The sequence below is a fragment of the Cryobacterium glaciale genome, from assembly GCF_004402535.1.
Taxonomy (GTDB): Bacteria; Actinomycetota; Actinomycetes; order Actinomycetales; family Microbacteriaceae; genus Cryobacterium; species Cryobacterium glaciale.
Map to the genome: position 1 here is coordinate 105,320 of NZ_SOEY01000002.1, position 11,248 is coordinate 116,567.

General features: G+C 67.2%; 12 protein-coding genes. 10 read left to right on the forward strand and 2 right to left on the reverse strand.

What is annotated here, in order from left to right:
* The first annotated feature begins 92 nt into the window (after positions 1-92).
* From E3O06_RS00745 to E3O06_RS00760, 4 genes are all read left to right on the forward strand, one after another.
* Positions 93-905: a thiolase C-terminal domain-containing protein gene (locus E3O06_RS00745; protein ID WP_206751359.1), complete on the forward strand. Its 813-nt coding sequence runs from the start codon at positions 93-95 to the stop codon at positions 903-905.
* The gene (locus E3O06_RS00750) at positions 902-2,056 is read left to right on the forward strand and encodes a thiolase C-terminal domain-containing protein (RefSeq protein WP_134501129.1); all 1,155 of its coding nucleotides are present in this window, start codon (positions 902-904) and stop codon (positions 2,054-2,056) included. Before E3O06_RS00745 ends, E3O06_RS00750 begins: the two co-directional genes overlap by 4 nt.
* Before the next feature lie 11 nt (positions 2,057-2,067).
* Complete coding sequence (locus E3O06_RS00755; RefSeq protein WP_166788046.1) at positions 2,068-2,994, forward strand: OB-fold nucleic acid binding domain-containing protein; 927 nt, start codon at positions 2,068-2,070, stop codon at positions 2,992-2,994.
* A gap of 94 nt (positions 2,995-3,088) precedes the next feature.
* Positions 3,089-4,033 carry a hypothetical protein gene (locus E3O06_RS00760; protein WP_134501131.1) on the forward strand — a complete coding sequence of 315 codons (945 nt, stop codon included), beginning with the start codon at positions 3,089-3,091 and terminating at the stop codon, positions 4,031-4,033.
* On the opposite strand, the gene E3O06_RS00765 is transcribed toward E3O06_RS00760, so the two are convergent.
* Complete coding sequence (locus E3O06_RS00765) at positions 4,030-4,764, reverse strand: NUDIX hydrolase (protein ID WP_134501132.1); 735 nt, start codon at positions 4,762-4,764, stop codon at positions 4,030-4,032. The two genes, E3O06_RS00760 and E3O06_RS00765, sit on opposite strands and share 4 nt — an antisense overlap.
* Positions 4,765-4,855: 91 nt before the next feature.
* On the opposite strand from E3O06_RS00765, the gene E3O06_RS00770 reads away from it, so the two are divergent.
* Both E3O06_RS00770 and E3O06_RS00775 read left to right on the forward strand, forming a co-directional pair.
* Positions 4,856-5,623 carry an MBL fold metallo-hydrolase gene (locus E3O06_RS00770; protein WP_134501133.1) on the forward strand — a complete coding sequence of 256 codons (768 nt, stop codon included), beginning with the start codon at positions 4,856-4,858 and terminating at the stop codon, positions 5,621-5,623.
* A gap of 43 nt (positions 5,624-5,666) precedes the next feature.
* Positions 5,667-5,921 (forward strand): DUF1801 domain-containing protein, encoded by a 255-nt coding sequence (locus tag E3O06_RS00775; RefSeq protein ID WP_241979783.1) that lies wholly within the window; start codon positions 5,667-5,669, stop codon positions 5,919-5,921.
* A gap of 144 nt (positions 5,922-6,065) precedes the next feature.
* On the opposite strand, the gene E3O06_RS00780 is transcribed toward E3O06_RS00775, so the two are convergent.
* Positions 6,066-6,278, reverse strand: a complete 213-nt coding sequence (locus E3O06_RS00780; RefSeq protein ID WP_134501134.1) for an ABC-F family ATP-binding cassette domain-containing protein — start codon at positions 6,276-6,278, stop codon at positions 6,066-6,068.
* Between the two features lie 365 nt (positions 6,279-6,643).
* Here E3O06_RS00780 and E3O06_RS00785 point away from each other — a divergent pair, with 365 nt between their 5' ends.
* Genes E3O06_RS00785 through E3O06_RS00800 form a run of 4 tightly spaced genes read left to right on the forward strand, consistent with a single transcriptional unit; the run spans position 6,644 to position 11,215 of the window.
* Positions 6,644-7,603 carry a hypothetical protein gene (locus E3O06_RS00785; RefSeq protein ID WP_134501135.1) on the forward strand — a complete coding sequence of 320 codons (960 nt, stop codon included), beginning with the start codon at positions 6,644-6,646 and terminating at the stop codon, positions 7,601-7,603.
* Entirely contained in the window at positions 7,604-9,202 is a 1,599-nt protein-coding gene (locus tag E3O06_RS00790; protein WP_241979784.1) for an efflux RND transporter periplasmic adaptor subunit, read from the forward strand. It begins immediately after the preceding gene.
* 10 nt (positions 9,203-9,212) lie between these two features.
* A complete protein-coding gene (locus E3O06_RS00795; protein ID WP_134501136.1) occupies positions 9,213-9,890 on the forward strand; it encodes an ABC transporter ATP-binding protein in 678 nt (225 codons plus the stop codon).
* On the forward strand, positions 9,887-11,215 hold the full coding sequence (locus E3O06_RS00800) for an ABC transporter permease (RefSeq protein WP_241979785.1): 1,329 nt from the start codon (positions 9,887-9,889) through the stop codon (positions 11,213-11,215). Before E3O06_RS00795 ends, E3O06_RS00800 begins: the two co-directional genes overlap by 4 nt.
* Positions 11,216-11,248: the final 33 nt, after the last annotated feature.

The window sequence follows — 11,248 nt, forward strand, 5'->3', positions numbered from 1 at the left end:
ACCATAAAGAAGAATCCCGAGTCGAAGAAGATGGTCTCTGGTCTCTTATGTATGGGGCCAATAAAATTGCGAGTGGCGCAGCATCCGTCGGGTTGATTATTGCCTACTCGAAGCCCTCTGAAAGCGACGTTGACGCTTTCTGGACCAGCCTCCTGGAGCCGTTCATCCAACGCCCGGTCGGGCTGGACCAGCGGTCAGCTGCCGGTCTCTATGCCCAGAGATATCTGGCCGCGGCCGGCCTCGGAGCTGATGACCTCCGTTCGGTGAGCGAGCATGCCTGGGCCGCAGCGGCACGCAACGCGGGCGTGGACGTCAGCGAATTGCCCACCGATGACGCCTTCTGGAATGATGATTTCGCCACCCCACTGAGGCGCTCCGATCTCTCCCGGCCCGTCGATGGCGCCGTCGCCATCCTCATCTCCAACGCCGAGGTCGCAGCCAGCGCAACTTCGCGCCCGATCTGGATCACCGGAATGGGCTCCGCCATCGACCAGCACTTTCTGGCAGCTCGAGAACCCGACACCTTTCCAGCCTGCGAAGTCGCGGCCAAGTCCGCCTATCGAATGGCTGGCGGGATAGGCCCGGCGGACATCGACCTCGCCGAAGTGTCGGCCACGTCGACGGTCGGTGAACTCATGGTGCTCGAAGCCGTCGGACTCGCCGAGAAACACCACGGGATCGACCTCTATCGAGACCCTGACCAGAGCCGAATCAACCCGTCTGGCGGAGCTTTGCCGGCAGATCCAATCATGGCCACCGGATTGGTTCGACTACATGAAGCCGCGTCACGCCTAGGCGGGCGCCCCGGCGTCGAGGCCACCGACGCCAGAACGGCACTCGTGCACGGAGCCGGAGGGTTCGGAATGCAAAATCACTGCGTCATCACCTTGGAAGTCAACTCATGAGCATCGCAATAGTTGGAACGGGCCAAACCGTTCATGCCCGTCGTCGAACCGACGTCAGTCAGGCCGGCCTCGCCCGCGAAGCCGTCATCGAAGCGCTGGCCGACGCCGGCCTCACCATGGACGACATCGACAGCGTCATCGTCGCGAGCGGACCGGCCATGTTCGGCGCCGTGAATCAGCCTGAAAAATGGCTCGTCGACGCTCTCGGCGCCCGATACAAGCCGTTGGTGCGAGTCACCAGTGGCGGCGGTACCGGGCTCGCCGGGGCGCTGGCTGCCATCAACCAGATCAATGGCGGCTCAGCGCGTCGTGTACTCGTGGTGGCTTATGACAAGCTCTCCGAGGGCGCGCTGCAGGCATCAATCTCGACCCTGTACGACCCGTTCTGGGGTCGCGAATTCGCTGTGGGGATCATGGGATTCGCCGCGGCCTATTGGCATGCTCGAATCGAGAAGCTCGGCCATACCGAAGAGGCCGCGGCCCTGGTCGCGGTGAAGAATCGTCGACAGGCCATGGCCAATCCGAAAGCGCACGTACGACGCGAGGTCACCGTCGACGAAGTGATGGCGTCCCGCCCCCTGTGCTGGCCGATCAAGCTGCTCGATGTCCCGCCTATTTCTGACGGAGCTTGTGCCGTGATCTTTGCGGCCGGCGGTGATGCAGAGGCGATCACCGACCGCCCCGCCTGGATCCACGGGATGACCTACTACAGCGAGGCCGACAACGGAGCGGATCGCTCGATGCTGCAGTCCGAGCCGCTACAGATCGCGGCAGCGAAGGTCTACAAGCAAGCCGGGATCACGAACCCGTTCCGCCAATTCGACGTTGCTGAAGTTCAGGAGCCTTACACCTGCTTCGAGCTGAGCTATTACGAAGGTCTCGGGCTGTGCCCCGAGGGTGGCGCAGCGGAACTCATAGAGTCGGGCGAAACGGCCATGGGCGGCTCCCTGCCCGTGAATCCGTCGGGCGGTTGCATGGGTGCCAATCCGATCGGCGCCACCGCGTTGATCAGGCTCGCTGAAGCTGCGATGCAAGTGACGGGCAAGGCCGGTGATCACCAGGTCGTCGGCGCCGAACGTGCGCTCGTGCAGGCCGGTGGCGGCTGGGCAAACCTCCGCGGCGTCGCTGCAGTCGGAGCCGAAAAGCGATGAAAGGCGAGACGATGACGACAACAGATGCTCCAACTGCGAGCGACGAGATGGAATCCCTCGCCGCGCAGCTCAGGATGCCGTACACCCTGACCCCGGGCTGGGCGACGGGAATCTTCCTCGCCGAACTCGGGCGGCACCGCCTCATTGGTTCCCGGCACGGTGACACGATCAGTGTGCCAGCGCAGGACTTCAGCGGTACGTCCGGCGAGCCAACGGAAGGGCTCGTCGAAGTGGCACCGGTCGGTGCGCTGCAGGGCTTCACCACCACAGCGGATGGCACGCTCGGGCTGGTACTGATCGACGGCACAGATATCCCGATGATTCATCGACTGCTTGACTTCGACAGCGAAACGCTTCAGATTGGTGCGCGAGTCGAAGCGGTGTGGTCGGATAAACCCGTGGGAAGCATGCTCGACCTTGCCGGGTTTGCCCTAGCCAGCTCGAGCGAATCGTTCTCTCCGCGTGCGGTGCCGGGTGACCTTCTGCCGCCCGTGCTGCAAGTCGACTATTCGATGACTCTGGACTACCAGCACGCCTACGGCCCGTACTACGGCACCCTGTTTAACGCCGTGAAATACGACCGACGACTGCGCGGGGTCACGTGTACGAAATGCGCCCGAGTATTGCTGCCACCGCGCGCCATGTGCGATGTCTGCTTCGCTCCGACCTCGCAATGGGTAGATATCGACGCAGTCGGCACGGTGCAGGCAAGCTCGATCGTACACATCGAATTCATCGGGCAGCGGATGAAGCCGCCGTACGTCTACTCCGAGATCGTGCTCGATGGGACATCGACACGATTGATTCACATGATCGGTGATGTCGATGCCGAAGACGCCAAGACAGCCGCAACCCCTGGAGCACGGGTACGGGCGGTGTGGAGCGACCGCCGAACCGGCAGCCTCACCGACATCGACTACTTCAAACTCATCCCCTGATTGCGAGACGGGAGCCACACCGCAGGGTGTGGCTCCCCTATCGTTCGAGCCGCTCGCGGCGAGCCTGCCGCGCGACCCCGGTTAGGGTTTTGGTATGAAACTCTTCGCGCAGACCCGACGTCGACTGCGCCCGCTGGCGACCGTGATGGCCCTGCTCGGGCTGGCCGCGACGCTCATCACACTGCCGGCGACGTCGGTCGCCGCAGCTCCGCTCTCGGCCGCGACCGAATCGGCACCGACCGACCCGGCCCCGCTTGACCCTGCTCCGTTCGACCCCGGCCTCATCATCAGCGACTACAACTTCTTCAACCCCGATGCCCTCACCGCGGTCCAGATTCAGGATTTTCTCGAGCAGCGATCCTGCCGCCCGAGCGACGACGTGCCGTGCCTCTGGGAATACCGCGAGACGACGACCAGCCAACCGGCCCAGGGCGCCGGCCACTGCCTGCCCTACGCCGGTGCCGAGAACGAAACGGCCGCCCGCATCATCGCGAAGATCGCGGCGGCCTGCACGATCAGCCCCGAAGTCCTGCTGGTGCTGCTGCAAAAGGAGCAGTCGCTGCTGACCCGGCCCACGGCATCCGGTTATCTGCGCGCCACCGGCTACGGCTGCCCGGACACTGCGGACTGCGACGCCCAGTACTTCGGTTTCTTCAACCAGGTCTACAACGCGGCCTGGCAGTTTCGGCAGTACACCCAGGAGCCCGACCGGGCGTTCCAGGTCGGTTCGGTCGATGTGGGTTTCAACCCCAACGCCGAGTGCGGGGCCTCCGCCGTGGTCATCGAGAACCAGGCCACCGCCAACCTGTACAACTACACGCCGTACCAGCCCAACCCGGTTGCCGTCGAGAACGCCGGCGACGAGGGCGACGCCTGCTCCACCTACGGCAACCTCAATTTCTGGCTGTTCTACAACGACTGGTTCGGGGACGGGGCCCTCGAACCGTTCTCGGTCATCTTCGACGACTGCCTCAGTTTCGTCGACGGCCAAGGCTGCACGCCCGTGTCACTGCTGCCGACCGTCGCCGCGGCCGGCTAGTTCGCTCTGTACACCCACGGCAGCCCGCCGATCTCGAGGCGGTGCCGCCCCCCGGCCTGCTCGGCGAGCGCGTCATCGGCGTAGGCAACGTCACCAGCCCAGAACAGCGCCGGCCCACGCTCGCTCGCACCGAGCCGGGTTTCGTAGTGCGCGAGCCCGCGCTGCCCTGCGCTGGCCACGATGTCGGCCACCGATTCGTGTCCCTGCAGCCCGTGCAGCGTCACCCAGGTCGGTGCTACCAGAGTCATCACAGCGGATGAGTGTCGCTCCAGCGCCGCCGCCGGCCGCAGCCAGACGAAGTCGATGACCTCGTCTTCGGCGAGCACGATGGTGCCGGGCGGTGCCGTTGTGAGGTAGAACCAGGTGCGCAGCCGCTTCGGCACGTTCAGCGGCGGAACCCACAGCGCTGCGGCCACGAGGGCCTCGGGTGCGACTTCGAGTCCGGTCTCTTCGCGCACCTCGCGCACCGCAGCCCGGCGGGCGGCGAGCTGCTCGATGGCCTCGGCTCGTTCCGCCGAGGGCGCGCTGCCAGCGGGCGCTGCGGCATCCGTTGGCAGTCGATCGTCGGGGTCGACGCCGCCGCCGGGAAAGACCCACGCGCCGGCGAAGGACCCGCGGTGGCGGGGCCGCTCGAGGAGCAGCACTTCGGGGCCGTCTGGGCTGTCCCGAAGCAAGACCACGGTCGCCGCGACTCCGATCGAAGCGTGCATGCTCTCGGTGTCTGGCGTCATCGCTGGTCCTTATGGTCGGATCGTGCAGGCTTCCCCCACCCTAACGCCGGGCTCCGACACCGACACGAACACCGGCGCTAAGCTGCCAACCATGCCCGCCGACATCAAGCGCACGAGTCCGCTCACCCGCAGCCTGCTCGCGCCGAACGCTGGGCCGATGACGCTCGACGGCACCAACAGCTATCTCATCGGCGCCGCCGACGCACCGGCATTGGTCGTCGTCGACCCGGGGCCGCTACACGAGGGCCACCTCGCCGCCCTCGCCGCTGCCGGCCGGGTCGAGCTCGTGCTGATCACGCACCGGCACGCCGACCACACGGCGGGGAGCGTGCGATTCGCCGAGCTGACCGGAGCCCCGGTCCGGGCGTTCGACGCGGCGCACTGCGTGAATGGCGACCCACTCGTCGACGGTGAGCTGATTGCGGCCGCCGGCACCAGCATCCGGGTAATAGCCGCCCCTGGACACACCGACGACTCGGTCTGCCTGCACCTGCCGGGCGACGGCGAGGCCGGATCGGTGCTCACCGGCGACACCATTCTCGGCCGGGGAACGACGATCATCGACGGCGACCTCGCCGACTACCTCGCCTCCCTCGAAGCCCTGCGCGCGCTCGGCCCGGCCACCGTGCTGCCCGCGCACGGCCCGGTACTGCCCGACCTGGCAGCCAGCTGCACCGCCTATCTCGCGCACCGGCATGAGCGTCTCGACCAGGTGCGCGCTGCCCTCGCGCGGCTCGGTTCCGCGGCGACGGTGGCCCAAGTCACCGATCTCGTCTACGCGCAAACGGATGCCGCGGTGCGGTTCGCCGCCGAGGCATCCGTTCGCGCGCAGCTGGCCTACCTGCGCGCGGAGGCCTGACCCGCTGTCGCTGTCGCTGTCGCTGTCGCGCAAACTTTCCCGCGTGCGGTCTGGCCTGCGCCGGGCCGCACGCGCGATACTGGGCTCGGGCTTCTCCCCGCGCAAAGCACAACTGTCGATCTACGGCCTCAAGGATCTCCCCGAGGGCGCCGCCCTGCTTCCCCAACTCGGCACCTATACCGAGGGCGCCGGGTGTGTGTACGTGAAGAAGCTCGATGACATCGACCTCGACGTGCTGCGCCGGCTCATTGCGATCGCCGCGGCCAGGGGCGACGACCCCGCAGCACCCGCGGCCTAGTTTCGAAGTTCTTCGGTTCCTCAAACCCCGTTCCCGTTCGTAACTCCTGCAATCCGTCTCGATGTATTACAACTCTCCCGTCATGACGCGGATCTGATCATCCGGGTTCAGAAATTTCAGGAGTTATGCGCGCAGCCCGTCAGTCTACGGCGTCGGCGAAGCCAGGCAGGCGCGCACAACGAGGGCGACCGCTGGGCGGATCTCGGCGCCTTCGTCGACCGTCAGGCGGTGCAAAATCAGTCCCTCGCCGAACGCCATGAGAGCGACGGCCGCGGTCTTCGGATCCGGAGCACCCAGCCCGGCCAGTGCCGCCCTGGACCACTGCTCGGGTCGGTACACACGCGAGGAGTATGCCATGACCAGCACGCAGACCACGCCCGAACTGCCAAGACTACGTCGACGACTTCACCCTCGGGCACGTCCCCGGTACCGGCTACTACATTGCCGAGCAACGACCCGCCGTCGTGATCGCACGCACCCTCGAGTTCCTGTCCGCTCGGTGACCGCCACGCGGAGGACCGGACAGCCACGCGCTCGCCTCCAGCGACAACCCGGATAGCCGCCGGCACGTTGCATCCGAAACAGACCGAACGGTATGGTCTTTGTAGCGCTGCAATTTGGCGTTCACCCCCATTCGTCGTCGCAGTGCGCTAGCTTATGGGGAGATCGGGGGCGGCGATCGGTCAGCGGCGCAGCCCAGACAATGCTCAAAGGGGACCTTCATGCGCCATCGCTCACTGCTCACGGCCATCGCCACCGCGGCCTTTCTGTCACTGACGCTCGCGGGGTGCAGCGGCGACAAGACCGCCGCCAAACTCGATCCGGCCGAGAGCCCGCTTTCGAAGTACATGTCATCGATGTACGGGGACTACGACGAAGACTCGATGACGGCCCAGCAGAACGAACAGGAAGAGCTGGTCGCCACCTGCATGGCCGACGAGGGATTCGACTATGTTCCGGTCGACAACTCGCAGTACAGCGGCATGATGAGCGATGACAGCGAAGAGTACGGCACCGAGAAATGGGTATCTGAAAACGGCTACGGCATGAGCCAGTCCCCGGAGCAGCTCGCGGAACAGCAGGAGCAGAGCGAAGCGTACGTCGACCCCAACCAGGACTACGTAATGAGCCTCTCTGAGAGTGAGCAGACGGCCTACTACGAGGTGCTCTACGGCGTTCAGCCCACCGAAGAGGAGATGGGCGAAGACGGCTCATACGAATACAACTGGGAGACCTCGGGCTGCCAGGGCTTCGCCAGTCATGAAATCAATGGCGACCAGCCGTCGCAGGAAGATCACGCGGCGCTGTACGACGCGATGAGCGCCATGTACGAGGAAGCCCAATCGTCCCCCACCCTCGTCGCCCTCGACGCCGAATGGGCGACCTGCATGGCCGACGCCGGGTATGCGACCTTCCTCAAGAAGGCCGATGCCCAGGAGTCGATCTCCAACGAACAGAACGCAATCTACGAAAGCGGGGCGGAAACCGGTCCCGACGAGCAGGCCCTCGCTGACCTGCGCGAGAAAGAACTCGCCGTGGCCATGGCTGACTTCACCTGCGCCGAAGACCTCGACTACACCGCAGCCTCGATGAAGGTGCAGTTCGACCTGGAAGAGCAGTTCATCACCGACCACAAGTCCGAGCTCGACGCGCTCATCGCAGACTCCGAGCAAGGCAAGTAGGTGTCGCCCCGGTTCGGCCGACGAACGAGCGAGCTCGACGCCACCGAGGTGATCGACGCCATCGATGCCGACGCCATCGATGCCGCCCCCGTCACCCACTCGCGCAGCCAGGGCTGGCGCCGCCTGTTCGTCGGCAACCGGGTGATCTGGGTGATGGCCACCGTCGCCATCGTGGCCCTCGTGGCCGGCCTCGGGCTCGGTCAGCTGATCGTCTCCCCCGGGCAGGCCGCAGCGGATGCCAACGCTCCCGCCGCCGGCCTCATCACCGTTCCCATAGAAAACCGCACGCTCGCCAACGACGTCACCATGCGCGGCGATGCGACCTACGCCGACTCGGTGGAGGTGTCGATTGAAACCGGCGAACTCGCCGGCGCCCCCATCATCACCGGGCAGGTCCCCGAGGTCGCCGCCATCTTCGACACCGCCTCCATCGCGCTAGAGGTCACCGGCCGCCCGGTCATCGTGCTGCCCGGCGATCTGCCGGTCTACCGCACCCTGCGCGTCGGAGTCTCCGGCCCAGACGTGCTGCAGTTCAAGCAAGGCCTGAACGCGGCCGGCATCGACCCCGGTGCGCTCGACTCCGACGTGTTCGACGCGCAGACCGCGAGCGCGGTCACAGCGCTCTACGCCAAGGTCGGCTACCCGGCCCCCACCGGCGGCGCCGACGTCGCAGACGCCGTGAGCGGCGCCGAAGCCGGCGTCACGAGCGCGCAGGCATCCGTTGACAGCGCCACCGGCGCGCTTTCCGTCGTGCAGGGCGCCGCGTCGAACGTCGACGTCGTCGAGCAGGGCAACCTCGTGCGCAGCGCCCAGCGCGCGCTCGCCCTGGCCCAAATCGACGGCACCCCGAACGAGATAGCGGATGCCGACGAAGCCGTCACCCTCGCTGTGGCCCGCCAGACCCAGGCTCTGGCGCCGCGCGATGCGAGCGCCGAGAAGGCCGCCGTCACGGCGGCCAGGGCTGAGCTGACCCGCGCCGGCGAAACCCTGAGCGACGCCCGCGACGGCGCGCTCGCCTACCTGCCGGCCGGTGAGGTGCTCTACCTGCCTGACCTGCCGCGCCGGGTCGACGAGATTAGCGTGAAACGCGGATCCAGCATCACCGGACCGGTCATGCGGGTCTCCGGTGCGACCCTCGTCATCTCCGGCTCGGCGACCGCGAGCGATGCCGCCCTGCTCGAAGTCGGCGCCCCGGCCATACTCGCCATGCCCGACGGCGACCAGACCGCCACGATCTCCTCGATTCTCCCCGCCGAACCGGCCAGCGGTGCAGCAGCGGGTAGTGCAGCAGCGAGCGGCCGCTTCACCGTATTGTTCGCCCCCGACGCGCTCACCGACGAACAGATCCAGGCCGTGCAGGGCAGCAACGTGCGCGTGCGCATCCCGGTCAGCTCGACCGATGGCGAGGTGCTCGCCGTTCCGCTCGCGGCGCTCACGGCCGGGCCCGGTGGCGAATCCCGGGTCGAGTTCGACCCAGGCGACGGCGCCGAAACCGTGCTGGTCGAGGTCACGACCGGGCTCGCCGCCGAGGGCTTCGTTGAGATCACCGCGGTCGACGGCTCGCTGGGCGTCGGCGACCTCGTCGTGGTGGGCCGGTGATGGGCCGGTGATGACAGCCCCGGTCGTCGAACTGGTCAACGTCACGCGGTCGTTTCCCGGCCCGCCCGAGGTGCAGGCGCTCAAATCGGTCAATCTTCGGGTCGAACGCGGCGACTACCTGTCGATCGTCGGCCCGAGCGGATCGGGCAAGTCGACGATGCTCAACCTGCTCGGCCTGCTCGACCGGCCGAGCGTCGGCGAGTACCACCTTGACGGCCGCGACACCAGCCTGCTCGATGAGAAGCAGCGTGCCATCGTGCGCGGCGGCACCATCGGCTTTGTCTTCCAGGCCTTCCACCTGCTGCCGCACCGCACCGTGCTCGACAATGTGCTGCTCGCCACCCTGTACAGCGGCGTGCCGCGCGCCGAACGGGAGGACCGCGCCCGCGCCGCCCTCGACCGCGTGAAACTCAATCACCGCCTCGATTTTCTGCCCGGCACCCTCTCCGGCGGCGAACGTCAACGCGTGGCCGTGGCCCGCGCCGTCGTCGCCTCGCCCGAGCTTCTGCTCGCCGACGAACCCACCGGCAACCTCGACGAAGCCACCGGCGGCGAGGTCATGGACCTCTTCGAAGAACTGCACGCCGACGGCCTCACCCTCATCGTGATCACCCACGACCAGGTCGTGAGCGACCGGGCCGAGCGCCGCGTGCGCATCACCGACGGCCGCCTGAGCGAGCTGTCGTGAACGTCTCCTTCAAACGGATGCTCCGCCGCCGTTCCCGCGCCGCCCCTGGTGCTGAGTCGGCGGCATCCGCTGAACTGACCGCCAGCATCGTGCCGGTCATTCGCCGCGCCGACCGGTTCTCGGTGCAGGACCTGCTGGTCGAGGCGAGTCACGGCGTCGGCGCCCGCCCCAGCCGGCTCGTCATGACGACCCTCGGCACCGTGCTCGGCATCGCCTCGCTCGTGGTCACGATCGGGTTCGCGCAGACCGCCGCCGGACAGATCTCCAACCAGTTCGACGCCGTCTCGGCCACTCAGATTCTGATCGAACCGGCCGAGGTCCGCAACTCGAGCGGCAATGAGCAGGCCACCGGCCGGCTGCCGTGGGATGCCCCGGAGCGGGTCGATCGCCTCGCCGGCGTGGAACGCGCGGGCCTCCTGGCCGATGTCGATGTGGACGGCCAGCTGATCACATCCGTTCCCGTCAACGACCCGTCGGCCGCGCAGACCCTGAGCCCGGCCGTCATCGCCACCTCGCCGGGCCTGCTCGCCGCGGTGCGCGGGCAGGTCGTCACCGGACGCTACTTCGACGCCGGCCACGACGAGCGCGGAGACCGGGTGGTCGTGCTCGGCTCCCGAGCCGCTGAAGTGCTCGGCATCAACCGCGTCGATTCGCAGCCGTCGATCTTCATCGGCGAAGTTCCGTACACGGTCGTCGGCATCATCGACGGCGTCGAACGCCGCGCCAACCTGCTCGACGCGGTCATTCTGCCGCTGAACACCGCGCGCGCCGATTTCGCACTGGCCGCTCCGGCCGAGCTGCACGTGCAGATCGATGTCGGCGCCGGCGCGCTCGTGGCCCGGCAGGCACCGATCGCGCTGGACCCGAACGCACCCGAGAACTTCACGGTGCAGGCGCCCGCCGCCGCGTCATCACTGCAAGACAACATTCAGGCCGACATCAACATCGTCTTTCTCACCCTCGGCATTCTCGCGCTGCTCGCCGGCGGGCTCGGCATCGCCAACGTCACGCTGCTCTCGGTGATGGAACGGGTCGGCGAGATCGGCCTGCGCCGGGCGCTCGGCGCTACCAAGCGCGACATCGCCCGGCAGTTCATCGTGGAGTCGGCCGTGATCGGGCTGCTCGGCGGCCTGATCGGGTCGGCACTCGGGGTGTTCGCGGTCGTCGTCGTCTCGCTGCTGCAGGGCTGGACGCCCATTCTCGACCCCTTCGTCGCGATCGGCGCCGCCCTGCTCGGAACCATCGTCGGCCTCGCCGCCGGCGCCTATCCCGCGGTGCGCGCCTCCAACATCGAGCCGATCACCGCTCTTCGCGGCGGCATCTGAGGGGCGCTCCGGTCGCCGCGGCCACTTCGCGCC

Coding starts and splice junctions, on each gene's coding strand:
- E3O06_RS00750 (WP_134501129.1), top strand. CDS start 902: ATGAGCATCGCAATAGTTGGAACGGGCCAAACCGTTCATGCCCGTCGT.
- E3O06_RS00755 (WP_166788046.1), top strand. CDS start 2,068: ATGACGACAACAGATGCTCCAACTGCGAGCGACGAGATGGAATCCCTC.
- E3O06_RS00760 (WP_134501131.1), top strand. CDS start 3,089: ATGAAACTCTTCGCGCAGACCCGACGTCGACTGCGCCCGCTGGCGACC.
- E3O06_RS00765 (WP_134501132.1), bottom strand. CDS start 4,764: ATGACGCCAGACACCGAGAGCATGCACGCTTCGATCGGAGTCGCGGCG.
- E3O06_RS00770 (WP_134501133.1), top strand. CDS start 4,856: ATGCCCGCCGACATCAAGCGCACGAGTCCGCTCACCCGCAGCCTGCTC.
- E3O06_RS00780 (WP_134501134.1), bottom strand. CDS start 6,278: ATGGCATACTCCTCGCGTGTGTACCGACCCGAGCAGTGGTCCAGGGCG.
- E3O06_RS00785 (WP_134501135.1), top strand. CDS start 6,644: ATGCGCCATCGCTCACTGCTCACGGCCATCGCCACCGCGGCCTTTCTG.
- E3O06_RS00795 (WP_134501136.1), top strand. CDS start 9,213: ATGACAGCCCCGGTCGTCGAACTGGTCAACGTCACGCGGTCGTTTCCC.